Annotated in this window: 20 protein-coding genes, 2 tRNA genes and 1 other RNA gene; 14 read left to right on the top strand and 9 right to left on the bottom strand. The window is 64.2% G+C overall.

The features are described 5' to 3' along the window. Window positions 1–52: 52 nt before the first annotated feature. From ttcA to C515_RS0107340, 8 genes are all read left to right on the top strand, one after another. Window positions 53–994, top strand: coding sequence for a tRNA 2-thiocytidine(32) synthetase TtcA (ttcA, locus tag C515_RS20055; protein WP_373277247.1), 942 nt, complete (start codon window positions 53–55; stop codon window positions 992–994). Further along, window positions 994–1,782 (top strand): polyamine aminopropyltransferase, encoded by a 789-nt coding sequence (locus tag C515_RS0107370; protein ID WP_043648562.1) that lies wholly within the window; start codon window positions 994–996, stop codon window positions 1,780–1,782. The genes ttcA and C515_RS0107370 overlap by 1 nt, the downstream gene beginning before the upstream one ends. 259 nt (window positions 1,783–2,041) lie before the next feature. Next, window positions 2,042–2,551, top strand: a complete 510-nt coding sequence (locus tag C515_RS0107365) for an RNA pyrophosphohydrolase (RefSeq protein WP_028455002.1) — start codon at window positions 2,042–2,044, stop codon at window positions 2,549–2,551. Then, on the top strand, window positions 2,502–4,133 hold the full coding sequence (locus C515_RS20050) for a sensor histidine kinase (protein ID WP_158380790.1): 1,632 nt from the start codon (window positions 2,502–2,504) through the stop codon (window positions 4,131–4,133). Before C515_RS0107365 ends, C515_RS20050 begins: the two co-directional genes overlap by 50 nt. Further along, window positions 4,111–5,469, top strand: coding sequence for a sigma-54-dependent transcriptional regulator (locus C515_RS0107355; protein WP_028455001.1), 1,359 nt, complete (start codon window positions 4,111–4,113; stop codon window positions 5,467–5,469). The genes C515_RS20050 and C515_RS0107355 overlap by 23 nt, the downstream gene beginning before the upstream one ends. Then, a complete protein-coding gene (gene ampD / locus C515_RS0107350) occupies window positions 5,469–6,080 on the top strand; it encodes a 1,6-anhydro-N-acetylmuramyl-L-alanine amidase AmpD (protein ID WP_051304733.1) in 612 nt (203 codons plus the stop codon). The genes C515_RS0107355 and ampD overlap by 1 nt, the downstream gene beginning before the upstream one ends. A 264-nt stretch (window positions 6,081–6,344) precedes the next feature. Next, window positions 6,345–8,237, top strand: a complete 1,893-nt coding sequence (locus C515_RS0107345; RefSeq protein WP_028454999.1) for a potassium transporter Kup — start codon at window positions 6,345–6,347, stop codon at window positions 8,235–8,237. 106 nt (window positions 8,238–8,343) lie between these two features. Further along, the gene (locus C515_RS0107340; protein ID WP_158380789.1) at window positions 8,344–10,095 is read left to right on the top strand and encodes a GspE/PulE family protein; all 1,752 of its coding nucleotides are present in this window, start codon (window positions 8,344–8,346) and stop codon (window positions 10,093–10,095) included. Between the two features lie 12 nt (window positions 10,096–10,107). Here C515_RS0107340 and mnmE read toward each other — a convergent pair whose 3' ends face one another. Continuing rightward, window positions 10,108–11,445 (bottom strand): tRNA uridine-5-carboxymethylaminomethyl(34) synthesis GTPase MnmE, encoded by a 1,338-nt coding sequence (gene mnmE, locus C515_RS0107335; RefSeq protein WP_028454997.1) that lies wholly within the window; start codon window positions 11,443–11,445, stop codon window positions 10,108–10,110. A gap of 379 nt (window positions 11,446–11,824) precedes the next feature. Here mnmE and C515_RS0107330 point away from each other — a divergent pair, with 379 nt between their 5' ends. From C515_RS0107330 to C515_RS0107320, 3 genes are all read left to right on the top strand, one after another. Beyond that, complete coding sequence (locus C515_RS0107330) at window positions 11,825–13,426, top strand: ABC transporter substrate-binding protein (protein ID WP_308417121.1); 1,602 nt, start codon at window positions 11,825–11,827, stop codon at window positions 13,424–13,426. Window positions 13,427–13,846: 420 nt separating this feature from the next. Further along, a tRNA-Met gene (locus tag C515_RS0107325) sits at window positions 13,847–13,922 on the top strand. 101 nt (window positions 13,923–14,023) lie between these two features. Beyond that, window positions 14,024–14,099: transfer RNA gene (locus C515_RS0107320), tRNA-Met, on the top strand. Between the two features lie 603 nt (window positions 14,100–14,702). On the opposite strand, the gene ssrA is transcribed toward C515_RS0107320, so the two are convergent. From ssrA to C515_RS20035, 7 genes are all read right to left on the bottom strand, one after another. Beyond that, window positions 14,703–15,067, bottom strand: a transfer-messenger RNA (tmRNA) gene (ssrA, locus tag C515_RS23010). Window positions 15,068–15,208: 141 nt separating this feature from the next. Then, a complete protein-coding gene (locus C515_RS20045) occupies window positions 15,209–15,493 on the bottom strand; it encodes a TfoX/Sxy family protein (protein ID WP_051304732.1) in 285 nt (94 codons plus the stop codon). Then, window positions 15,490–15,768, bottom strand: coding sequence for a DUF7683 domain-containing protein (locus C515_RS0107310; RefSeq protein WP_028454995.1), 279 nt, complete (start codon window positions 15,766–15,768; stop codon window positions 15,490–15,492). The genes C515_RS20045 and C515_RS0107310 overlap by 4 nt, the downstream gene beginning before the upstream one ends. A 25-nt stretch (window positions 15,769–15,793) precedes the next feature. Continuing rightward, on the bottom strand, window positions 15,794–16,549 hold the full coding sequence (gene cobS, locus C515_RS0107305) for an adenosylcobinamide-GDP ribazoletransferase (RefSeq protein WP_245575002.1): 756 nt from the start codon (window positions 16,547–16,549) through the stop codon (window positions 15,794–15,796). Window positions 16,550–16,564: 15 nt separating this feature from the next. Continuing rightward, window positions 16,565–17,200, bottom strand: coding sequence for a histidine phosphatase family protein (locus C515_RS20040; protein ID WP_051304731.1), 636 nt, complete (start codon window positions 17,198–17,200; stop codon window positions 16,565–16,567). Beyond that, window positions 17,197–18,249, bottom strand: coding sequence for a nicotinate-nucleotide--dimethylbenzimidazole phosphoribosyltransferase (cobT, locus tag C515_RS0107295; protein WP_028454993.1), 1,053 nt, complete (start codon window positions 18,247–18,249; stop codon window positions 17,197–17,199). The genes C515_RS20040 and cobT overlap by 4 nt, the downstream gene beginning before the upstream one ends. A 201-nt stretch (window positions 18,250–18,450) precedes the next feature. Then, the gene (locus C515_RS20035) at window positions 18,451–19,014 is read right to left on the bottom strand and encodes an NAD(P)H-dependent oxidoreductase (protein ID WP_043648561.1); all 564 of its coding nucleotides are present in this window, start codon (window positions 19,012–19,014) and stop codon (window positions 18,451–18,453) included. 140 nt (window positions 19,015–19,154) lie between these two features. On the opposite strand from C515_RS20035, the gene arsN2 reads away from it, so the two are divergent. From arsN2 to mobA, 3 genes are all read left to right on the top strand, one after another. After that, window positions 19,155–19,598 (top strand): arsenic resistance N-acetyltransferase ArsN2, encoded by a 444-nt coding sequence (gene arsN2 / locus C515_RS20030; RefSeq protein WP_043648559.1) that lies wholly within the window; start codon window positions 19,155–19,157, stop codon window positions 19,596–19,598. A 48-nt stretch (window positions 19,599–19,646) separates the two neighbouring features. Beyond that, window positions 19,647–20,375, top strand: coding sequence for a peptidylprolyl isomerase (locus C515_RS0107280; RefSeq protein WP_028454992.1), 729 nt, complete (start codon window positions 19,647–19,649; stop codon window positions 20,373–20,375). 253 nt (window positions 20,376–20,628) lie between these two features. Continuing rightward, complete coding sequence (gene mobA, locus C515_RS22395) at window positions 20,629–21,660, top strand: molybdenum cofactor guanylyltransferase MobA (protein ID WP_081686812.1); 1,032 nt, start codon at window positions 20,629–20,631, stop codon at window positions 21,658–21,660. Between the two features lie 30 nt (window positions 21,661–21,690). Here mobA and rtcR read toward each other — a convergent pair whose 3' ends face one another. Next, a complete protein-coding gene (rtcR, locus tag C515_RS0107270; protein ID WP_028454991.1) occupies window positions 21,691–23,301 on the bottom strand; it encodes an RNA repair transcriptional activator RtcR in 1,611 nt (536 codons plus the stop codon). Window positions 23,302–23,670: the final 369 nt, after the last annotated feature.

The raw sequence follows: 23,670 nt of genomic DNA, 5'->3' as shown, positions 1-23,670 counted from the left end.
ACAACGGGGCGCCCTTCTCTTTGGAGCTGCGCCCCGTTTCCATTGAGAGCCCATGGACGCCAAAACGACCGCCGAGGTCATGAACGACCCGGAAAAGAAAGCCCAGTACAACCTGAACAAGCTCGCCAAGCGCCTGCGCCACGGCGTCGGCGACGCGATCAACGACTTCAACATGATCGAGGATGGCGACCGCATCATGGTCTGCCTGTCGGGCGGCAAGGACAGCTACACGCTGCTCGACATCCTGCTGAATCTGCAGAAATCCGCGCCCATCGATTTCTCCATCGTGGCGGTCAACCTTGATCAGAAGCAGCCGGGCTTTCCCGAGCACATCCTGCCCGAGTATCTGCAGTCCATCGGGGTGGAATACCGCATCGTCGAGGAAGACACCTATTCCATCGTCAAGTCCATCATTCCGGAAGGCAAGACGACGTGCAGCCTGTGCTCGCGCCTGCGTCGCGGCATTTTGTACCGTGTGGCGGAAGAACTGGGCGCGACCAAGATTGCGCTGGGTCATCACCGTGACGACATCCTGGAAACGCTGCTGCTCAACATGTTTTACGGTGGCAAACTGAAGGGCATGCCGCCCAAGCTGGTGAGCGACAACGGCAAGCATGTGGTGATCCGCCCGCTGGCCTACTGCCGCGAAAAGGACATCGAGCGCTACGCCGAGATCAAGCAATTCCCCATCATTCCGTGCAATCTGTGCGGCAGCCAGCCCAACCTGCAACGCCAGGTGGTCGGCGACATGCTGCGCGACTGGGACAAGCGCTTCCCCGGCCGGCTGGAGACCATGTTCACCGCGATGTGCAATGTCGTGCCCTCGCACCTGGCCGATCCCAAGCAGTTCGATTTCGTGAACATCCGCGCCGATGGCGTCGCGCGCGAGGATGGCGACAAGGCCTTTGACAAGGAAAGCTTCAGTGATCCTTCCCGCATCAACATCCTCGCCTCGCGTCCGGTCGCCGGGCTGAATGATTGCGGAGAGATGTGATGCTGTTTCGCTCCAAGCGTTTTTCCAGAAGCTCGCCCGACGATATCGTCATCGACATTTCCGAGGATGCGGGCATCCGCAAGCTGCATTTCGGCGGCGATGACACGCAAAGCGCGATGCGCATCAGCAATCCGACCGAACTGGTGCTGGCCTACTCGCGTTGTGTATTCGGCAGCCTGCTGTTTGTCGAGCCGCCGCGCGACATGCTGCTGATCGGCCTTGGGGGCGGCTCGATCGCCAAGTGGGCGCACGAACACCTGCCGGACACGCGCCAGACCGTGGTCGAGCTGCATCCGCAGGTGATCGCGGTGGCGCGTTCGATGTTTTTCCTGCCGGAAGATGACGAGCGACTGCAGGTGATTGCCGCCGACGGGGCGGCGCATCTGTATGGTATACCGCCAGAGGCCATGGACTTCATCGTGATGGATGCCTATAGCGCCACGGGTATTGCGCCACCACTGGCCACGGAGGAGTTCTTCCGCGCCTGCAGCGAGCGCTTGCGCGACGATGGCGTGCTGGCGGTGAACCTGTGGGGTTCGGACAAGCGCTTTGCCCAGTACTGCGACCTGATTTCGGCGGTGTTCGACGCGCGCATTCTGCTGCTGCCGGCACGCCAGAAGGGCAATGTGATTGCCTTTGCCTTCAAGCGGGGCCAGAACAGTCCGAAATGGGCCGAGCTGGCGGCGCGAGCGGAAAAGCTGCAGCAGCAGTACGGCCTGGAATTTGGCGAATTTGTCACCGATCTGGCGCGCATGAACCCCCACAACGACCGCCGCCTGTTCATCTGAGCGGCGTCCTGCCCGGTTTAACAGGCTGTTGGAACAACAGCCTGTGGCCCCTTTTTTACGGCCAAGCCGGGGGAAACGTACGCAAGCCCAAGAATAAGTCCTTGATTTTGCAGGTGGCGATTTGCGCCTGGCTTTTCCCGATGCCTGATGGCAGCCGAAAATCCGCCTTTTTCAAACCCCTGTTAATCGTCCCGTCACGGTTTCCAAGCGTGGCGGCATGCCATAAAATCGGGGTAACCAACGAATTCAGGAAGTAACCATGCTCGATCGTGACGGCTATCGGCCGAACGTCGGCATTGTCATACTCAACCGCCAGAACATGGTGTTCTGGGGGAAGCGCGTGCGCGAGCACTCGTGGCAGTTTCCCCAGGGTGGAATCAAGCAGGGCGAAACGCCCGAGCAAGCCATGTATCGCGAGCTGGCCGAGGAAGTCGGTCTCTTGCCGGAACATGTGCAGATTCTCGGTCGCACGCGCGACTGGTTGAAGTATGACGTGCCCACCAACTGGGTGCGCCGCGAATGGCGCGGCACCTATCGCGGCCAGAAACAGATCTGGTTTCTGCTGCGGCTCACCGGGCGTGACTCCGACGTCTGCCTGCGCCGCACCAGCCATCCGGAATTCGATGCCTGGCGCTGGAGTGACTACTGGCTGCCGCTGGATTCGGTGATCGAATTCAAGCGCGGTGTCTATGAGGCCGCGCTGTCGGAGCTGGCCCGCTTTGTCGAAGGAATGGCGCGCCAGCAAGGCGGTAAACCCGGTGAACGCTGAGCAGGACCCAGCCCAGATCGCCAGCGAAGCCCGCTGGCGTTCGCTGCGCCTGCTCAACGGCTTTCGCCTGCTCGTGGTGTTCGGCCTGGCCATCGGCCTGCAATTGCGGGTCGGGCGCCAGGGACCGGACAGCGCGCAGCTGGGCATCATCATTCCGGTGCTGATGCTCTATGCCACGACCGCCAGCCTGTTTTTCTTCGGCATTGTCTGGCGCAAGCCCAGGCTCTCGGCGCAGCTGACACTGCAGGTCGGCCTCGACATCCTGTTCATTGTCTTTCTGATGCACGAAATGGGCGGCATCCGCAGCGGGCTGGGCATGCTGCTGCTGCCCTTTCTGGCTGGCGCCGGGCTGATTGCCCGCAGCCGCATGACGCTCTTTCACGCCGCGCTGGCCACGCTGGCGCTGCTGGGCGAAGCGGTGCACAGCACGCTGGAAACGCCGGCCTACACGGTTGATTTCATGCCGCCGGTGCTGCTGTGCCTGGCCTGTTTTGCCGTGGCCTGGGTGTCGCACCGGCTGGCCAGCTATGCCGAAGAAAACCGGGCGCTGGCCGAACGGCGCGAAATCGATCTGGCCAATCTGGGCCAGCTCAACCAGCGCATCCTGCAGGACGTGTCGGATGGCGTGCTGGTGCTGGATCGTGACGGCGTCATCCACCAGTTCAACGAGCAGATCGTGCGCCTGGGCGGCCCGGCACCACAGCTGGGCATGCCGCTGGCAGAGTGGTCGCCGGCGCTGGCCGGTCTGGTGGCGCGCTGGCGCGATGAAGACTGGGGCAAGCCCGGCCTGCTGAGCTGGCAGCGCAAGACGCTGCGGCCGCGCTTTCTGGCGCTGGGCGCCAATCGCGGCGGCAATGTGCTGATTTATCTCGAAGACATGGACCGCCTGCGCCGCGAGGCGCAGCAGCTGAAGCTGGCGGCGCTCGGGCGGCTGACCGCCAATCTGGCGCACGAAATCCGCAATCCGCTGGGGGCGATCACCCATGCCGCCCAGTTGCTGCAGGAAGAGCATCACGACGATCCGCTGCTGGCGCGCCTGACCCGCATCATCAATGAAAACGCGCTGCGTCTGGATCGCATGGTCACCGACGTGCTGGAGCTCAACCGGCGGGATCGCGTGCAGCGCCGCGAACTGCAGCTTGGTGAATGGCTGGCCGACTTCATCGAGGAATTCCGCCAGCAGGAAGGCATCACCGTGGCGTTGCCGGTCGGCGGGGCGGCGCTGGCGACGGTGCGCTTTGACCCGGGGCATCTGCACCAGGTGCTGTGGAACCTGACGCGCAATGGCTGGCGCTATTGCGGCAAGCAGCAGGGCAGCCTGTATTTCGTGCTGGGCGAGCTGGATGGCTATGTGGTGCTGGATGTCTGCAATGATGGCCCGGCCGTGCCCGCCGATGCCCAGCACCAGCTGTTCGAGCCGTTTTTCACGACCGAAGCCAAGGGCACCGGCCTTGGCCTTTATATCGCACGGGAAATCTGTGCGGCCAATGGCGCTGCGCTGGAGTATCTGACTCCGGTCGAGGGTGGCGCCTGTTTCCGGATCGTGTTCGGAGTGGTGGATGCAGAAAAGAACGAGGAATGAGCGCCGTATCCTGGTGGTGGATGACGAGCGCGATCTGGCCGACCTGCTGGAGCTGACGCTGATCAAGATGGGCCTGGCGGTCGACAAGGCCTATGGCGTCGAGGGCGCGCGCGAGCTGGTGGCGGCCAACCATTATGATCTGTGCCTGACCGACATGCGCATGCAGGATGGCGACGGCCTGGACGTGCTGCGCGCCGTGCAGGCCAGCGGCCATGACACGCCGGTCGCGGTGATCACCGCCTATGGCAGCACCGACAATGCCGTTACCGCCCTCAAGCACGGCGCCTTCGATTATCTGGCCAAGCCGGTCGCGCTCGAGCAGCTGCGCACGCTGGTGCGCTCCGCGCTCAAGCTGGATGCCGCAGCCAGCGAGGCCGCGCCCGAGGCCGCCGGCGACAGCCTGCTGGTCGGTGTCTCGCCGCCGATGCAGCAGGTACGCCAGCTGATCGACAAGCTCGCGCGCAACCAGGCGCCGGTGTACATCACCGGTGAATCCGGCTCGGGCAAGGAGCGCGCGGCACGCATGATTCACGCGCGCTCCAGCCGTGCCGACAAGCCCTTTGTCGCGGTGAACTGCGGGGCGATTCCGGAAAACCTGATGGAAAGCGAGTTTTTCGGCTATCGCAAGGGCGCGTTCACCGGCGCCAATGAAGACCGCAGCGGCTTTTTCCAGGCTGCGCACGGCGGCACCCTGTTTCTCGATGAAGTCGCTGACCTGCCACTGGCCATGCAGGTCAAGCTCCTGCGCGCCATCCAGGAGCGCAAGGTGCGCAAGGTGGGTGCCACGCAGGAAGAAGAAGTCGATGTGCGCATCATCTCGGCCACGCACCAGAATCTGGCGCGCTGCGTCGAGGCCGGCAAGTTCCGTCAGGATCTCTATTACCGCCTGAACGTCATCGAGGTGCGCATGCCCAGCTTGCGCGAGCTGGGCGACGACATCCTCACGATTGCCCGGCATGTGCTCGCACGCATCGCCGAGCGCAACGGCAGCGCCTTGCCGGAGCTGACGCCAACGGCTGCCGAGGCCATGCGCAGCTACGGTTTTCCCGGCAATGTGCGCGAACTGGAAAACGTGCTGGAGCGCGCGCTGGCGCTGTCCGACGGCACGCAGATCGGCGCGGACGACCTGCAGCTCACCGTCAGCGACGAGCCGGAGCATGGTGGCAGCGGCCTGGCCGGCTGCTTTCCGCTGCAGGATTATCTGGACCGCACCGAGAAGGCCGCCATCCTGCAGGCGCTGGGGCAAACCGGCGGCAATCGCACACAGGCGGCAAAAATCCTCGGCGTCACCTTCCGTAGCCTGCGTTACCGCATGGAAAGGCTGGGTATGTCGTGATGACTCATGCCCTTGTTGGCTTGCAGGTGGATACCCTCGCTGATTTCTGTATCGATGCCGAGGGCTGGTGCACCGCTGCCCGCCGCGTGCCCAGCCCGAACTGCAATGCCCGCCCGGCCGATTGCGCGGTCGAGCTGCTGGTGATCCACAACATCCACCTGCCACCGGGCAAGCCCTTTGGCGGCGACGATGTCGAGCGCCTGTTCACCAATACGCTGGACCGCAACGCCCATCCCGCCTACCCGCAGCTGGCGGAATTGCGCGTCAGCGCGCATTTCTTCATCCGCCGCGACGGCCGTTTGCTGCAGTTCGTGCCGACCACGCAGCGTGCCTGGCATGCTGGCGCATCCAGCTGGGAAGGGCGCGCGGGCTGCAATGACTTTTCGGTGGGTATCGAGCTGGAAGGCTCGGATTTCATTGGCTTTAGCGATATACAGTATGCCGTACTTGGCAGTTTGCTGGCCGCGCTGCGCCAGCGTCATCCCCTGCGCGCGGTGCTCGGCCACAGCGATGTCGCGCCGGGCCGCAAGAGCGATCCCGGCCCGCATTTCGACTGGGCGCGACTTGCCGCCGGGCAGGCTCCGGGCCTGATCTGGCCGGGCCCGTGCTGACTCGCTACTTTCCCTTGGCAAACAATTGTTTGGCGGTGCTGCATTGCCGCAACACAGCGGCTAGAATCAGCGGCAGCCCTTGAGGCCGGGGGTATAATCCGCGCCTCTTCGCGTGCGCAGGCTGTTGAATGCGCCTGCGAGCCGCTTGTTGCGGGAAAGCCGGAAAGGTGGACGCTTGCAGAACGAGGTGTTCATGGTTTTCGGCGGCGCGTGCTGCCGCTGGAAAACCCGGCTTATTCAACCCCTGTTATGGATGGCTGCTTCATGTCAGCGAGCTCGAGTCCCACTTCCTCCAGGCTGCCCACCCTGGCCCTGGCTGCGCTGGGCGTGGTGTATGGCGACATCGGCACCAGCCCGCTCTACACGCTGAAGGAATGCTTCAACGGCCATGTGCCGCTGACGCTGGATGCTTTCAATGTGCTGGGCATCCTTTCGCTGGTGTTCTGGTCGCTGATGCTGGTGGTATCGCTGAAATACGTCGCCATCGTGCTGCGCAACGACAACCGCGGCGAAGGCGGGATTCTCGCGCTGATGGCGCTGGCGCTGCGCGCCTCTCACGGCAATCCGCGGCGCATGCTGGTGGTGATCCTCTGCGGCATTTTCGGCGCCTCGCTGTTTTACGGTGAAACCATCATCACCCCGGCGATTTCGGTGCTGTCCGCGCTGGAAGGCATCAGCGTCATTTCGCATGAGTTCGACCCCTACATCATCCCCTGCGCCATCGCGCTGATGGTGGGCCTGTTTGCCATGCAGTCGCACGGCACGGCGACGGTGGGCAAGCTGTTCGGCCCGGTGATGACGCTGTGGTTTGTCGTGCTGGCCATCCTCGGCCTGTACAACATCATCAAGTCCCCCGAGGTGCTGGCGGCGCTCAACCCCTGGTACGCCTGGCATTTCTTTGCCGCCCACCCGCTGATCAGCTTCGTGCTGCTGGGCTCGGTGGTGCTGTGCATTACCGGCGCCGAGGCGCTGTATGCCGACATGGGCCACTTCGGCCGCCCGGCGATCCGCTATGCCTGGTTCGGCCTCGTGCTGCCGGCGCTGGTGCTCAATTATTTTGGCCAGGGTGCGCTGCTGCTGCACAACCCCGAAGCCATCAAGAACCCCTTCTTCCTGCTGGCGCCCGACTGGGCGCAGTTGCCGCTGGTGGTGCTGGCGACGCTGGCAACCATCATTGCCTCGCAGGCGGTGATTTCCGGCGCGTATTCGGTGACCAGCCAGGCCATCCAGCTGGGCTTTTCGCCGCGTCTGGATGTGCGCCACACCTCGGAAAAGGAAATGGGGCAGATCTACATTCCGCAGATCAACTGGTTCCTGCTGGCTTCGGTGATCCTGCTGCTGCTGATGTTCCGCAGCTCCAGCAATCTGGCTGCCGCCTATGGCCTGTCGGTAACCTGCACGATGGTGATGACCACGCTGCTGTCCTTTGTCGTGCTTGGCAATCGCCTGGCCGGCTGGCGCAAGAGTGTGGTGTTCGCCGTGCTGGGCCTGCTGCTGCTGATCGACATGGCCTTCCTGTCTGCCAACACGCTGAAAATCCACGCCGGCGGCTGGGTGCCGCTCTTGATCGGCCTCGTTGCCTTTACGCTGATGATGACGTGGAAGCGTGGCCGCACGCTGCTCTACGAGCGCCTGCGCGAGGGCGAAATGCCGCTGGAGGGCTTTGTCGAGGCGATGGAGTCCTCGGGAACCCAGCGTGTCGACGGCACGGCGATCTTCATGACCACCAGCAGCGACTCGGTGCCGCATGCGCTCCTGCACAACCTCAAGCACAACAAGGTGCTGCACGAGCAGGTCATTTTCATGACGCTGACCACCGACGACGTGCCGCACATTCCGCGCCGCGAACGGCTGGCCGTGCGCAAGCTGGGTTCTTCCTTCTATCAGGTGATCGCCACCTTCGGCTTCAAGGACGAGCCCAATGTGCCGCAGCTGATCGAGCAGCTGCAGCAGCTGCAGCCGGAAATCAATCTCGACGAGATGCAGATTTCCTACTTCCTCAGCCGCGAAACCATCGTCGAGGGCCGCTATCCGGCCATGGCCTGGTGGCGCCGGCGCCTCTTCAGCCTGATGATGCGCAACGCCACCCGTGTGACCAGCTTCTTCCGCATCCCGCCCAACCGCGTGGTCGAAATGGGTATGCAGGTCGAGCTGTAGTGCTGGCAAGACATGGTTGACAGGCTCCCGCGGGAGCCTGTTTTTTTACCTTCCCGATGCGCATCAGCTATCTTGCATAGGGAGTGACATGTCGCGGGGCAGGGGAATGAACAAACAGGCCAAGATATTGAAACCGCTGGAAAGCGAAGCCGATCTGCGCGAGTACCTGGACTCCGCCAAAACACAGCTGCACAAGCCCATCGGCGCGCTGCTGATCGAGGAAGGCGTCATTACGCAGAAAGACCTCGATCTGGCCATCATCCTGCAGCAAAGCACGCCGGGCATGCGCCTGGGCGCGGCACTGGTCGAGCTTGGGCTGGTCGACGAACTGGCCCTGCAGATGCTGCTGCACAAGCAGCTGGGTGTGCCGCACATCAATCTTGAACGCTTCGTCATTCCGGAAACGCTGATCCGCCGCATTCCCTCGAGCTTCGCCCGCAACAATGCCGTGATGCCGGTCATGGAATTCGACAGCGTCATCGTGATCGCCGCAGCCCAGTTGCCCGGCCAGGAAACCTACCAGGAGCTGCGCTTCCTGCTGCAAAAGCCGGTGATGATCGTGATTGCCGAACGTCTGGTGCTGCTCGGGCGGATTGCCCAGCACTATGACCAGATCGAAGAGCATCTTGAAGAAGAAGCGCGCGATGCCGCACCGAAAACGGTCGATCAGGAAGAGCGCCGGCTGTGGCTGGAGGCACAATACCTCGCCAAGCAGAAGCCGGTGGTCAAGCTGGTTGATTCCTTCTTCCAGGAGGCGCTGCGCATGCGCGCGTCCGACCTGCACATTCGACCGCGCCGCGATGATGTTGAACTGGCGCTGCGCATCGACGGTGAGCTGCGCCCTTTGCGCGTGCTGGAGCGCCACCTCTTGCCGGCGGTGGTCAGCCGCATCAAGATTCTGGCCACGCTGAACATTGCCGAACGCCGCCTGCCGCAGGATGGCCGCATCGTGCTCGAGCTCGACGGCCATGAGCTGGATCTGCGCGTCTCCATCATGCCCACGCCCTTTGGCGAAAATGTCGTCATCCGCCTGCTCAACCCGAATTCGGCGGTGCGCAGCTTTGACCAGATCGGTTATCGCAACGAGGACATGGCGCGCATCGATGAGCTGATCCGCCATGAAAACGGCCTCGTGCTCGTCACCGGCCCCACCGGCTCGGGCAAGACCACCACGCTGTACGCCATGCTGCAGGCGATTTCACGCGTCGGCCTCAACATCATCACCATCGAGGACCCGGTCGAATACCACCTGCCCAACATGGTGCAGATCCAGCTGCTGAGCAGCCAGGGCTTCGGTTTTCCGCAAACGCTGCGCCATGTGCTGCGCCAGGATCCGGACGTGATCATGATCGGGGAAATCCGCGATGCCGAAACCGCGCAGCTGGCCGTCGAGGCTGCGCTGACCGGACACCTGGTATTCAGCACGCTGCACACCACTTCGGCCTGCGGGGCAATCCCGCGCCTGCTGGAGCTGGGCGTGTCGCCGCAATTGCTGAAGACCTCCTTGCTCGGCGTGTTGGCGCAACGGCTGGTCAGGCAAAACTGCCCGAATTGCCGCAAGCCGGAGACCATCACCCCGCTGATCCGTCAGCGCCTGCATCTGGACGATGTCAGTCCCTTCGAGAAGGGCCAGGGCTGCAAGGTGTGCTCGGGCCATGGCTATCTGGGCCGGCGCGCCGTCTATGAGCTGCTGGAGCCCGACGACATCCTGCGCGAATATTTCGTGCCCACGCTCTCCGAGCGCCAGCTGCGCGAAAAAGCGCGGGCCAACGGCATGCAGTTCATGCTCGATCATGGCCTTAGTCTGGCCAAACAGGGCCTCGTCTCGCTGACCGAGGTTTACCGCGCCTGCTCCTGAGGCGCTGGCGGCTTATTTACCAATACAGAACTTGCTGAAGATCACGCCCAGCAGATCGTCGGCGGAAAACGCGCCGGTGATTTCGCCCAGCGCGTGCTGCGCCTGGCGCAGCTCTTCGGCCAGCAGCTCGATCTGCTGGTAGGCCGCGTCCGCCAGCTCCAGGCTGGCCTGGGCGCGGCGGATGGCGTCGAGGTGGCGCTCGCGGGCGAGAAACAGCCCGTCCTCCATACCCTGCCACCCTGCCAGCTCAAGCAGTTTGTTCTTCAAGGCCTCCAGGCCAATACCCCGCTTGGCGGAGACGTGGATCTCGTCGTCAGCCACGGCGCCGGGCACTTCGCCGGTCAGGTCGATCTTGTTGAACACGCGCAGCACCGGCAGGCCCTGCGGCAGGCGCTGCAGGATGGACTGATCGTGCGCGGTGACGCCCTCGCGGCTGTCGAGCAGCAAGAGCGCCAGATCGGCTTTCTCGACCGCTGCCCAGGTGCGCGCGATGCCGATGCGCTCGACGACGTCGTCGGTCTCGCGCAGGCCCGCGGTGTCGATCACATGCAGCGGCACGCCATGAATGCTCAGCAACTCGCGCACCGTGTCGCGCGTGGTGCCGGCGATGTCGGTGACGATGGCCACGTCCTCGCCGGCCAGCGCGTTCATCAGGCTGGATTTGCCGACATTGGGCTGCCCGATCAGCACGACCTGCGCGCCCTCGCGCAGCAGCCGGCCCTGGCTGGCGGTGGCCAGCACGGTCAGCAGTTGCGCGCGGATTCCCGAAAGCTTGCCGCGCGCGTCGGCGGCCTCCAGAAAGTCGACGTCCTCTTCGGGAAAATCGAGCGTCGCCTCGACCAGCATGCGCAGGTTGATCAGCTGTTCGAGCAGGGTATCGATCTCGCGCGAGAACGCGCCATCGAGCGACCTGAGCGCCGAGCGGGCCGCGGCCTCCGATTGCGCGTCGATCAGGTCGGCGACCGCTTCGGCCTGGGCGAGGTCGAGCTTGCCGTTCAGAAAGGCGCGCTTGGTGAATTCGCCGGGCTCGGCGTGGCGCGCGCCCAGCTCGGTGCAGCGGCGCAGCAGCATGTTGAGCACCACCGGGCCGCCGTGGCCCTGCAGCTCGAGCACGTCCTCGCCGGTAAACGAGTTCGGCCCCGGAAAGAACAGCGCCAGCCCTTCGTCGATGACCTGGCCATCGCCATCGCGCCATTTGGCGAAGTGCGCATGGCGCGGCGTCAGCGTACGACCATGCAGCGTGGTAACGAAGTCCTGCAGCGCTTTGCCGGAAATGCGGATCACGCCAACGCCGCCGCGTCCGGGGGCGGTGGCAATGGCGGCGATGGTGTCAGCGGTATAGAGCGACATGGCGGGAGTCAGGGTCTGCAGAAAGTTCCGCATCATACCGCATCGCCCCGGTCACTACTTTTGCCGCATCCCTGGCCTGCAAGTGGCCAGTTTTTCTACTGGGTATAGTCGCTTAGCCTTTTGCTTTGTTGAGTCGTGGGAATATGGGTTGGCGGGTATTGCCTGCTGCTCGCCCAGCCCCGCAGTGCGGCGCGCTGCCGGCAAGCGCGGCACGGCGTTGTCGCGGGCCGATCATCGTCGCGGCATTCTCCCGGCCTGACCGCTGCGGCCACAACCGGCCAGCAAAAACAGGCCTTGCCGGCCGCGACTGGTGTCAGAATTGCGTGCTGAGATTCCTGCGCAACCCCCAGCGTCGCCGCCCTGCCGGCGAGGAGAACCGATGTCCGCCTTGTCCCCGATGTCCTTGTGCGCGCTGGCTGTCGCCCTGTTGCTGGGGGGCGGCAGCGCATTCGCTGGCGGAACGCTGATTTACTGCTCGGAAGGCAGCCCTGCCGGCTTCGATCCGGCGCGCCATACCGCCGGTACCGATTTTGATGCTTCGGCTGAAACCGTATTCAATCGCCTGGTCGAATTCGAGCGCGGCTCGACGCAAATCCGCCCGGCGCTGGCCGAAAAGTGGGAAATCGCGCCCGACGGCCTGAGCTACACCTTTCACCTGCGCCGTGGCGTGAAATTCCACACCACGCCCGGCTTCAAGCCCACGCGCGATTTTGGCGCCGATGACGTGCTGTTCAGCTTCCTGCGTCTGATCGACCGGAACCATCCGTTCAACCGGGCGGCCCCGGTCGACTATCCCTATGTCACCGACATGGGGCTGGATGGCAATATCGCCGGCATCGACAAACTCGACACCCATACCGTGCGCTTGCGGCTGCGGGCCGTGGACGCCGCCTTGCTGCAGAAGCTGGCGATGTCGTTTGCGTCGATCCAGTCTGCCGAGTACGCCGAGCTGCTGCTGAAGACCGGCAAGCCCGCGCAGCTCAACACGCAGCCGGTCGGCACCGGCCCTTTTGTCTTCAAGAGCTACCAGAAGGACGCGAGCATCCGCTTTGATGGCAACAGGACGTACTGGCGGCGCGGCGAGGTGCTGCTCGACCGGCTGCTCTTCGTGATCACACCCGATGCGGGCCAGCGCTACCAGAAACTGCAAAGGGGCGAATGCCACATCATGGCCTTTCCCAGGCCCGCCGACCTGCAGGCCATGCAGGGCAAGCCGCAGCTGGCCGTGCCCAGCCAGGCTGGCTTCAACCTGGCCTTTCTCGCCTACAATGTCCGGCGCAAGCCACTCGACCAGCTCGCCGTGCGCCAGGCGCTGGACATGGCAATCAACAAGCAGGCCATCCTTGCTGCCGTCTATCGCGGGGGCGGCATGCAGGCAAGCAATCCGCTGCCACCGACACAGTGGTCGTACAACCGCAAGCTGAAAGACCCGGCCTTCGACCCGGCCAGGGCCCGCGCACTGCTGACCCGGGCCGGCGTGAAGGACGGGACCGAGATCACGCTCTGGGCGATGCCGGTGCAGCGCCCTTACAACCCGAACGCCAGACTGATGGCCGAAATGATCCAGGCCGACTGGGCCAGAATCGGCATCCGGGCCAGGATTGTCAGCCATGAGTGGAGCGAATACCTCAGGCGCGGCAAGAACGGCGAGCATGACAGCATGCTGGTCGGCTGGAACGGCGACAATGGCGATCCGGACAACTGGCTGGGCGTGAACCTTGGCTGCTCGGCGATTGGCGGCAACAACTACGCGCAATGGTGCAACAAGGACTTCGACGCGCTGATCGTCAGGGCCAGAACGCTCACCAACCAGGCCGAGCGCAGCAAACTCTACGAAAAGGCGCAGGAAATCTTCAAGCAGGAGCTGCCGTGGACGACGATCGCGCATGCGACCGTCTACCAGCCGATGCGCAAGGAAGTGCAGGGCTTCAGGATCAGCCCCTTCAATCTGATGTCCTTCTATGGCGTGTCGCTGCAATGAGGGCAGGATGGGTGGGTATACATCAATACCCATGGTGCTGGAGGCTACTTTCTGAAATGCCTTGGGCCATATACCCATTGTGGTGGCGGTTGGCAAAGTAGAGCCTGCACACGTATCCAGGCTGGACTGATCGCCTGGCCGTCAGCGTATGCGGTCTGGCACCTGCGGCTCGCGCTGTTGATGTGCGATTCGGCCGCGCAGACAGCAGCTTGTTCTTCGCTGCACCAAGACACGAACCGGGAAGATTGCGCGCCGCCAGCCCCTCAGGCAAGGCTTTTCCGCCTGCTCGTATCCCTGCAACATCACGCCGCTGTGCAAATTCCCGGGCCGACGAATTGCCAGCCAGCGGCTCATTGCAAGTGCCGGCGGGCGCCGGCCTTGACAGAGGGGGGCTCGCGCTATATGATCTTCCTTCTCTGTCGCGGGATGGAGCAGTTGGAAGCTCGTCGGGCTCATAACCCGAAGGTCGCAGGTTCGAGTCCTGCTCCCGCAACCAAGAAATACCAAGCCGCTGATTCGTGCTTGATGCATCAGCGGCTTTTCATTTCCAGCGCTTCGGCGCTTGAGATGTCACGAAAGACGTGAAACCAGTACAGACGCGGGATGGAGCAGTTGGAAGCTCGTCGGGCTCATAACCCGAAGGTCGCAGGTTCGAGTCCTGCTCCCGCAACCAAGCATAAACCCCTGATTCAATTGAAAAATTGGTCAGGGGTTTTGTCTTTTCTACTCCCCTTGTTTGTCCCAGATTGGCTGCTGTGACACTCCTGTGACGGTTTCTGTGGCAGCGACCGGCAAAAACACCCATGTTTTTGACCTTTGGGCATCGGCTGTCAACGGCTCAGGCTTCGCGTGTATTCCCCATTTTGCTTGAGTGCTTCCAGTTGTACCTTATGTACCTTCAATATACCTGGGGTACGTATCCGAATTTCCATGTGACAGTGAGCGACTGTCACAGAGAATCTTGTTGGGAGCTGCAGCGCCGCCTTGCTGCTGCACCGTATGGATCGACAGAAGGTCGCTAGAGGTCCGATTGGCAGGGGGGAAGATTGCACTTGGGTCGGTTGTGCGCATGCTGCCGGCTACTGCCCAAGCTTCCGGACTTCACTTTTCGGGTGAGGCTGAGGCATGACATATACTGCGGCCAGTGCAGAGATCAGCGCTTGGCCGGTTCGGATGAGTTTATGCGGTAGCCAGTTCGAAGCCTTGCGCTACAAGGCTTGTAGTAGCGGGCTGGGCAAAGAAAAACCCCAACTGAGAACAGTTGGGGTTTGTGTATTGGTGGAGACGGCGGGAGTCGAACCCGCGTCCGGAAGCCCTCTACGAAGGGTTCTACATGCTTAGTCTGGCCATTTGGATTTGACTCCCTTCCACGCCGACCGACAGGCTTGGGGGGAGCGAGTTACCTTGGATTTAACCCTGGCTCAAGTAACCCGAGCCGGGGCGATCCCTTCTTAATGACTCTACTGCCGGTTTGACCCGACCCGCCCGAAGGGCTCTGCGGTGTAGAGACTGGCGCAATTAAGCGGCCAGTGCGTAAGTTTCGTCGTTTGCGACTATATAAATTCAGTGTTTAACGGGGTGACTGAAATCCCGGCATGCCCCCATCCGCTTTGCAACCCCCGTCGAAACCATGGCGTCCCCGGAGTGGTCTTCAATGGATGAAGATGTTCCGATTGTACATGAATTCGCCGGCCTCCGGGGCGAGCCATTTCTGCTTCTCGGGGTGGATGGAGTTGCTTGAAGGTATGCGCGTACAAGCAATTGTGTGCATTGGCTCTGGCGCTATGGGGTGTTGGGTATATTGGCGGCTTCTGCGGCGGCGGCGAGCTCGGCTAGCAGGCGGCTGCGTTCATGGCGGGCAATGTCCTGCCAGTGGCGGCCGCTCAGTGCGCCTTCCAGCGCCCACAGCAGGTTGAGGCTGACGCGCGGCTGTTGCTGGCGTACGCGCAGGTAGGCCTGGATGGCGCCGGTGTGCGCCAGTGCGGCGCGGTCGGGAATGCCGGCGGCGGTCAGCCAGGCGGCCGATTGTGGCCCGAGGCCGGGCAGCTGCGCCAGCTCCGGCTTCATGTCGGGTTTTGCGGCAGGTCGGGCAGGCCGTAGGCGCTGAGGATGTAGTCGTATTGTTCGGCATCCAGTGTTTCGGCGACCCAGGGTTGCAGGCGGGCGACGCGTGGCGCATCGAGCAGGTAGGCCAGCAGCATGTCCGGGTCGGGCTTGTCCTGCTCGTCGCAAAACAGCTCGTAGAGCAGGGTGACGGGCACGTCGTCCGCGAGCGGCAGATTGCCGAGGTAGCCGCCGTCCATGCCTTTTTCCCAGACTTCGAGTACGCGCTTGATGTGCATTGCCGTGCTGCCGTGAGTAATCCAATCAGAGGGCGATTATAGCGCTTGCCAGCAGCAGCACGCACAGCAGCGCCGTTTCCAGCAGCTCGATGCCGGCGCCGAGGCAGTCGCCGGTTACGCCGCCCAGGCGGGCTTTCAGCCAGCAGCGGTAGGCCCAGGCCAGCAGCGGCGCGAGCAGCAGGGCGGGAGCCAGCCACAGGCTCAGGCCGGCCAGCAGCAGGCCGTTGCACCAGGCCGCGTGGCGGGTTTGCCGCCAGCCGAACTGTTCGGCCATGCCGCTGGCCAGCGGCGGCAGGCTTTGCCATAGATATACCCCCCAGCGTGCCCAGCCCGGAACCAACACCAGCATGGGTAGTAGTGCCATACCCTGGTGTTGGCTGGCCAGCAGCATCAGCAGTACCAGCTTGCTGGCGCATTGCAGGATCAGCGCCAGCACGCCGAAGCTGCCCAGATGCGGGTCTTTCAGTACGGCCAGAAAGCGTTGCGGGTCGCGGTGTGCGGCGCCCAGGCCATCGGCCATGTCGGCCAGGCCATCCAGATGCAGGCCGCCGGTGAGCCAGGCCCAGGCGAGCAGGCCGGCCAGTGCGGCCAGCCATGGATCGACGAGCTGGCCGCCGAGCACGGCGGCGGCGAGCAGTGCGCCCAGCAGCAGACCGGTGGCGGGAAACCAGACGACCGCCCGGCTGAGCAGCGCCGGGGAAAAGTCGCGTACCTGCGGGGTGGGCAGGCGGGTAAGGAACTGCACGGCAAGAATGGCCGGGCGCAGGTCGGGACGGCGCATGCGGGTTGCCTGGCGTCAGTCGGGCTGGCTGTTGCCCAGCCCCAGATTGTCCAGTCCCATCAGCAGGGGTGGCCAGCCGCTGGCCGGGTCATCCCACCACAGTGTGGCGATGCCGGCCGGCGCCAGCCAGAACTGGCTGTGCCGGCTGGCCGGCAGGCCGAAGGCATGCAGCAGCAGCACCTTGATGGTGCCCTGGTGGGCCAGCAGCAGGCGGTGTTCGGCATCCGGGCTGGCGTCCTGCCAGCGGGTGAAGGCGGCCAGCGTGCGTCCGGCAAACGCCTCCCAGCTTTCCGCGCCGGGCAGCGGATGGGCCGCCGGGTCGCGCTGCCAGGCATCCCAGGCCACGTGTTCGGCCGTGCTCCAGGCGGCCTTGGGTTTGCCGTCGAGCACGCCCAGATCCTGCTCGGCAAAGCCGCGATCCAGATGCAGTGGCAGGCCCAGATTGGCGGCGGCATCCAGCGCGAAGTCGGCGCAGCGCGCCAGCGGCGAGGCGGCGATGCTGTCGACGGGCTGTGCGGCCAGCTGCTGCCAGCGTGCCTGCAGTTGCGCGCGCCCGCTGGCCGAAAGCGCGGCATTGGTCTGGCCGAATACGGCGTGTTCGCTGCCTTCGGCGCTGCCGTGGCGGATCAGGGTCAGGCGAAAGGCGCTCATGCGGCAGGCCCCGTCACGCCGGCTTCGGCAAAGGTGGCCATGTCGCGATGCAGCGCCAGCGCCGCTTGCAGCAGTGGAATGGCCAGCGCCGCGCCACTGGCCTCGCCCAGGCGCAGGCCGAGGTCAAAGAGCGGCGTCAGCCCCAGTTCGGCGAGGCAGCGCTGGTGCCCCAGTTCCTGCGATACATGGCTGGCCAGCAGCCAGTCGCCCACCGCCGGGGCATGGCGCACGGCGACCAGCGCGGCGGCCGTGCTGATGAAGCCGTCGAGCAGGACCGGTACGCCCAGTGCGGCAGCTTCGCTGTAAAAGCCGGCCAGCGCGGCGATTTCCAGCCCGCCGACTTCGGCCAGCCAGTCCTGCGGTGTGCTCGCGCCGGCGGCATGGGCGCGCGCCAGTGCGGCGCTGACGACGGTAATCTTGTGCTGGCGGCCGGCTTCATCGACGCCGGTGCCGTGGCCGACAATCTCGTCCGGACGGCAGTCGGTCAATGCGCAGATCAGTGCGGCGGCGGCCGTGGTATTGCCGATGCCCATTTCGCCGCCGATCAGCAGGCTTTTGTTGCGCTCGCCCGCCAGCCTGGCGGCTTCCGCGCCGATCTGCCAGGCCTTGCGGCAGTCCTCGGCACTCATTGCGGCTGCCGTGCGCAGATTGGCGGTACCGGCGCGTACCGGCAGGCGGAAATAGCGCAGCGGGCTGCCAGCGTCAGGCGCGGGCTGCGGGTAGGGCGTGGCGACGCCGACATCGACCACGGCGAGGCTGGCCTGGTGTTCGCGCGCCAGTACGCTGATTGCCGCGCCGCCGGCGAGGAAGTTCAGCACCATCTGGCTGGTTACGCTTTGCGGGAAGGCCGAGACGCCATCCAGCGCCACGCCGTGGTCGGCGGCGAAGATGACGATGGCGGGATTCAGGCGCGGCGGTGTGCTGTTGCCCAGCCGGGCCGCGAACCAGATGGCCAGCTCTTCCAGGCGGCCCAGGCTGCCGGCGGGTTTGGTCAGCTGGCTCTGGCGCAGGCGTGCCGCGTCGGCACTGTTGAGGTCAAGAAAATGCATGGGATTGGCCGTCGGATCAGTTGCCGCGACCTTACGCGCCCGCCCGGCTTTCGGCAAGCTGCTGCGGATGTAAATGCTGCTGCGGAACTTTCCGGCGCCGCAGCCGGCGCCGGGCAGGCTGCGCCCTGGCGCTTGCCGGGTCCCTGCATCAAATACCTGGCGTTGTATTAGGCTGTAACCAATGCAGGTGTTTGCCTTGGCTTATATACCCTTGCTTGCATGCAGGCCTTTTTCCAGCAGCTCGCGATATTGCCGGGCAAAGGCCTCCACCCGCAGCATCTGCGGGTCGGTGACGTCCATGCCGGGAATATTGGGCACGCCATGCAGGATCAGCGGCGCCTGCAGCACCATGCCGGTGAGGTGCGTCATGGCGGTGAGCGGGCGCAGCAGCTCCTCCATCGTAAAGCGGTTGTAGCCGCTGGCGGCGTAGGCGCTTTCCGGTGCGCCGCTGCTGATGATCAGGCGCAGCGGCTTGCCGCGCAGTTGCTGGCGTTTGCCGTAGGCCCAGCCAAAGGCCAGCACTTCGTCCATCCAGAGCTTCAGGAGTGGCGGCACGCTGTACCAGTAAAAGGGAAACTGGAACACCAGCCGCCCCGCGTGCTCGCATGCCGCCTGCTCGGCCTCGACGTCGATGTCGTGCTGCGGATACATCGCCTCCAGATGATGGATCTGCACATCCGGGAGGTCGTCGATGGTGTCGATCAGCGTACGGTGCACCCGCGAGGTGGCCAGATGGGGGTGCGAGAAAATGACCAGGGTTCTCATGGCGGTGCTCCGGCGAGGCTGCTGTGTTCAGCATAGCCCGCAGCGGTTTTGTCGCTGGTCAGAAGCGTGCGTGGTTTCTCCCCGGCGGGCAGCCTCGCGCGGCTAAACTCTGCTTACTGGTACAGCAGGGAGAGTGGGCGATGCGCTTGGAGCAGGTGGCCGATACGGCAACGCAGGATGTGGTGCGGCAGATGCTGGAGGACGAGGGTCTGGTGAGTTGCGATCTCGACGACGACGGCATCGATCTGCTCGTCCTGCGCGACGGCATTACCGTCGTGGCCTGTGGCGGACTGGAGAACTTTGGCGAGTGTGCCCTGCTGCGTTCGCTGGTCGTCCGCCGGGAGTGGCGCGGGCGCGGAATTGCTGTCATGCTGCTGGCCGCGCTGGAAGACGCGGCGCGCCAGCGCGGCGCGCGCACCGCCTACCTGCTGACCAGTGGCGCCGAGCGCTATTTTCAGCGCCAGGGTTATGCCAGTGTCGCGCGCGCCAGTGTGCCCGCCGCGATTGCCGCCAGCCGCCAGTTCAGCTCGCTGTGCCCGGCCAGCGCCGCTTGCATGCGCAAGGATCTGGCGCCGCAAACCTGACAGGCCGCCGCCTGTATCCGTTTTTTCTACCATGCCCAAGGATCAAGCATGACCATCACCGTTAACGGCGCCGTAATCAGCGATGCCATGATCGCCGACGAACTGCCCCATCATCAGGATGCCGCGAACGCTCGCGACGCCGCCATTCAGAACCTGATCGTGCGCGAACTGCTGCTGCAGCGCGCCAGCGAACTGGGCATCGCCGACGGCGCCGATGACGAACGCATCGGTCAGCTGTTTGACCGCGAACTGCAGATCGAGCCGGCCGATGAAGCCGCCTGCCGCGAGTTCTACGATCACAACCCGGAAAGCTTCAAGCGCGGCGAACAGGTCGAAGCCAGCCACATCCTGTTCACCCCCGAGGAAGGCCTTGCCGGTTCGCTGGTGCGCGCCAAGGCCGAAGGCGTGCTGGAAGAGCTGAAGCTCAACCCCCACCGTTTCGGCGAGCTGGCCCGCGAGCATTCCGCCTGCCCGTCCGGTCGCCAGGGTGGCGAGCTGGGCGCCTTTGGCCGTGGCCAGATGGTGCCGGAATTCGAACAGGCCGCGTTCAGCCTGGGCGAGAACGAGCTGTATGACGGCCTGGTGGAAACCCAGTTCGGCCTGCACATCATCCGCTCCGGCAAGAAGCAGGGCGGCGAAGCCGTGAGCTTCGAGGAAGCGCAGGAGCGCATCGCCCACTTCCTCAACAGCATGGCCTCGCAGCGCGCCGTGCATGACTACATCGGCGGCCTCTTCCAGGGCGCCGACATCCAGGGCTATCAGGTCGCCATGCAGTAAGGCGCTTGCTTGCACACGCCAGGGGGAGCAATGCTCCCCCTTGTTGTTTGTCGCCGCACCGGCGGGCGTCACGCTTGCCGCCCGTCGTGCGCTGCGCCATAGTGCAGGGCTGTAATTCATAGTTGCAGGACTATTCCGGTTTCATACTCAGAAAGCCCCGAAGTCCCCGGCCGTACAGGGCTGGCAGCAGGGCGGCGCGTTCTGCCGGGCAGGACGATCCCGGGCTTTCCCTTCAGCAGTGCGGGAGCAAAGCATGATGGTGGTGGATGCCGTCATCCTGGCCGGTGGCGCAGGACGACGAATGAATGGGCGTGACAAGGGCCTGGTCGAGCTGTCCGGCCGGCCGCTGGTGGGCTGGGTGCTCGAAGCGCTGCAACAGCAGACGCTGCGGCTGGGACATATCCTGATTTCCGCCAACCGCAATCTGCCGGATTACGCCCGCTTCGGTTTTCCGGTGCTGCGCGATGTTTATCCCGGCTTTCCCGGGCCGCTCGCTGGCGTGCATGCTGCCGCACTGGCCTCGCCGGCCGATGCCCTGCTGGTGCTGCCCTGCGATGCACCGTTTCTGCCCGAAGACCTGCTGGCGCGCCTGATGGCGCCGGTGGAAGGTGGCGCCAGCGCCGCCGTGGTGCGTTGCGGCGGTGTGCTGATGCCCTGCCTGTGCCTGCTGCATCGCAGCGTGCTGCCGCAGCTGATAGAGCGGCTGGCCAGCGGCGACTTTCAGCTGGCCGGCTGGCTGGCCGAGCTCAAGGCCGCCGCGGTTGACGTGCCGGCCGGGCAAATCGCCAACATCAACAGCTTCGATGACCTGGCCATCCTCGCCGCGCGGCTTGCCGGCGTGGAAACCATCATGCTGCCAACCGAGCGCCGCGCCGATCCGGCCGCAGCCCGTTCGGTGCGCGCCACTGGCGAATTGCGCATGCAGGCCGATACGCTGCAGCGCTTTGAAGAAGGCCGCCATGCCGAGCAGCTCGGCCTCGCGCGCGCTGCCGCCATGCTGGCGGCCAAGCGCAGTGCCGATCTGTTGCCGCAATACGCCGGGATGGCGGTGCGCGCCGTCACCGTCGAGTTTGCTCCGGATCGCCTGCGCAACACGCTGCATTGCCAGGTGAGCGTCGATTGCCGTGACGGTCTGGGCGCCATGGAGGCCTTGCTGGCCGTGAACATGGCCCTGCTGACGCTGTTCGAGGCTTGCCGCGAGCATGATCAGCAACTCGTACTGGCCGAGCTTCGCCTGCTGGATTCGCTCGCACCCGCCGCCGCCAGCCTGCCTCCGGTGCTTTGAGCCGCGTCTTGCCGCCCTGGCGGCATCAGACTACCGGCCGAACACGCTGGGCGCCGATCCGGCCTGCAGTGCTTGCCAGTCCAGCCCGAAGCGCGCCAGATACTTGCGCAGCCGGTCGGCATCGTTGCTGCTGGATTTTTCCTGGCGTGACACATCGAAAAGCCGCCGGCCCGCCTCGGACAGTGTGCGGCATTCGCGGCAGACCCTGATCACCTGTTCCAGCTGCAGCCGGTCGAACAAATCGAGCGTGGCGGCCGCATCGCCCAGCAGTGCCGCCAGCGTGTCGTCTTGCCCATCCTGCCAGCCGGCCTGCAGGCGGGTGATTTCTTCGTCGACCTCATCGATGCCGATGCGCCCGCTGTCGGCCAGCGTCGCCATGCGCGTCACCGCCGCACCCAGCTCGCGGAAATTGCCGCGCCAGCGCGCCTGCGCCGAAGTGGCAAAGCGCAGGAAGCGTTCGCGCGCCTCGCGGTTGAAGCGCACCTGCTGACCGTGCTCGCGCGCAAAGCGCCCCAGCTCGTAATCGAGATTGGGGGCCAGGTCTTCGCGCCGCTCGGCCAGTCCCGGTAGCGTGTAATGCCACAGATTGATGCGCGCATACAGGTCTTCGCGGAATTCGCCGCTGGCGACCATGACGCGCAGGTCGCGCACCGTGCCGGCGATCAGCTGGAAGTCGCTTTCCACTTCGCGGTCGCTGCCCAGCGGAAAAAAGCGCTTTTCCTCGATGGCCTTCAGCAGCATCGCCTGCTCGTCAGCGCCCAGCTCGCCGATTTCATCCAGAAACAGCAAGCCGCCGTCGGCGCTGCGCAGCAGGCCGGCGCGTTCGTTTTGCGCGCCGGTAAACGCGCCCCTGGCGTGGCCGAACAGCGCCGACATCGCGCCGTCGCCGCGCAAGGTCGCGCAATTCACTTCGACAAAACGCCCCTGCAACTGGTGACGCGCCTTTTTCAACTCAAACACCTGCCGCGCCAGAAAGGACTTGCCGGCGCCAGTCGGCCCGCACAGCAGCATCGGCGCTTTCGAGCGCACCGCGACGCGTTCGATCTGTTCGATCATGCGGTTGAATGCAGGATTGAGCGTGGCGATGCCCGACTTCAGCAGCGACAGCGAGGCATCGCGCTCGTGCGCGAAGCGGGTGGCAATCTTGTCGTAGCGCGACAGATCAAGGTCGATCAGCGACATCCGCCCCTCGGGGCCCTGGCCCAGCCGCTTGATCGGTGGCGAGGTCTGCACCAGGCGGGCGGGAAAATGCCGCGATTCGGCGAGCAAAAACCAGCAGATCTGCGCGACGTGGGTACCGGTGGTGATGTGCAGCAGGTAGTCGTTCTGTTCGGTGTCGAAGGTGTGGCCGCTGGCCAGATCATGCAGCGCCGCGTACACCTCTTCGAAATCCCACGGGTCGCGCAGATTGATCTCGTGGCTGACGACTTCGGTGTTTGGCGAAATCTGCGCGATATCGCGCTTGAGTAGGGCAAACAGCGAGCGGCTGCGCTCGTCATGCAGCAATACCAGCGTATCGATGGGTTGTGCGGCTTGCTGGCACAGGCCAATGCTTGGACGCCACTTTTTCCAGCGTTCCTCTCCCTTGCCCACGTAATCGAGCACGGTTCCGGCAAAGCCGAAGGCGACGGTGCGTTTCATCTTTATCCCTAAAGATAAACTCGGATAACAAATTATCGACTTTGTCTGGCGGATTGTCTGCTTCTTGCTGGCTGGTCTGCCTGGGTTTTCGGTAAATGATCTTTTTATTCATGGCTTTGCCGGATTTTTCTCTGCTGCGCGCAAGCGCTGGCACACGCCTTGCACTCTGTCTGGCATGCAGCAACGCAGTGCTGGCAACAGGCAGCGGTTCAATAGCCGCTCCGGTGCCTCCCGCCTCTGGCGGGCAGGTATGCCGCCACACCCGGCGTCTGCATGACGGTGATGGCAAGTCGGTTGCGTCATCCGGGTTCAAGCCCCGGCTCACCACCTCTGGATCGCTCAGCGGTTGAGCATCGGTCATTGGCCGAC

Origin of the sequence: Chitinilyticum litopenaei DSM 21440 (assembly GCF_000428145.1) — a bacterium.
GTDB lineage: Bacteria > Pseudomonadota > Gammaproteobacteria > Burkholderiales > Chitinibacteraceae > Chitinilyticum > Chitinilyticum litopenaei.
Note: the sequence above shows the minus strand (reverse complement) of the source record. Positions and strands in the feature narration are given on the sequence as shown.

Coding starts and splice junctions, on each gene's coding strand:
- ttcA (WP_373277247.1), top strand. CDS start 53: ATGGACGCCAAAACGACCGCCGAGGTCATGAACGACCCGGAAAAGAAA.
- C515_RS0107370 (WP_043648562.1), top strand. CDS start 994: ATGCTGTTTCGCTCCAAGCGTTTTTCCAGAAGCTCGCCCGACGATATC.
- C515_RS0107365 (WP_028455002.1), top strand. CDS start 2,042: ATGCTCGATCGTGACGGCTATCGGCCGAACGTCGGCATTGTCATACTC.
- C515_RS0107355 (WP_028455001.1), top strand. CDS start 4,111: ATGCAGAAAAGAACGAGGAATGAGCGCCGTATCCTGGTGGTGGATGAC.
- ampD (WP_051304733.1), top strand. CDS start 5,469: ATGACTCATGCCCTTGTTGGCTTGCAGGTGGATACCCTCGCTGATTTC.
- C515_RS0107345 (WP_028454999.1), top strand. CDS start 6,345: ATGTCAGCGAGCTCGAGTCCCACTTCCTCCAGGCTGCCCACCCTGGCC.
- C515_RS0107340 (WP_158380789.1), top strand. CDS start 8,344: ATGAACAAACAGGCCAAGATATTGAAACCGCTGGAAAGCGAAGCCGAT.
- mnmE (WP_028454997.1), bottom strand. CDS start 11,445: ATGTCGCTCTATACCGCTGACACCATCGCCGCCATTGCCACCGCCCCC.
- C515_RS0107330 (WP_308417121.1), top strand. CDS start 11,825: ATGTCCGCCTTGTCCCCGATGTCCTTGTGCGCGCTGGCTGTCGCCCTG.
- C515_RS20045 (WP_051304732.1), bottom strand. CDS start 15,493: ATGAAGCCGGAGCTGGCGCAGCTGCCCGGCCTCGGGCCACAATCGGCC.
- C515_RS0107310 (WP_028454995.1), bottom strand. CDS start 15,768: ATGCACATCAAGCGCGTACTCGAAGTCTGGGAAAAAGGCATGGACGGC.
- cobS (WP_245575002.1), bottom strand. CDS start 16,549: ATGCGCCGTCCCGACCTGCGCCCGGCCATTCTTGCCGTGCAGTTCCTT.
- C515_RS20040 (WP_051304731.1), bottom strand. CDS start 17,200: ATGAGCGCCTTTCGCCTGACCCTGATCCGCCACGGCAGCGCCGAAGGC.
- cobT (WP_028454993.1), bottom strand. CDS start 18,249: ATGCATTTTCTTGACCTCAACAGTGCCGACGCGGCACGCCTGCGCCAG.
- C515_RS20035 (WP_043648561.1), bottom strand. CDS start 19,014: ATGAGAACCCTGGTCATTTTCTCGCACCCCCATCTGGCCACCTCGCGG.
- arsN2 (WP_043648559.1), top strand. CDS start 19,155: ATGCGCTTGGAGCAGGTGGCCGATACGGCAACGCAGGATGTGGTGCGG.
- C515_RS0107280 (WP_028454992.1), top strand. CDS start 19,647: ATGACCATCACCGTTAACGGCGCCGTAATCAGCGATGCCATGATCGCC.
- mobA (WP_081686812.1), top strand. CDS start 20,629: ATGATGGTGGTGGATGCCGTCATCCTGGCCGGTGGCGCAGGACGACGA.
- rtcR (WP_028454991.1), bottom strand. CDS start 23,301: ATGAAACGCACCGTCGCCTTCGGCTTTGCCGGAACCGTGCTCGATTAC.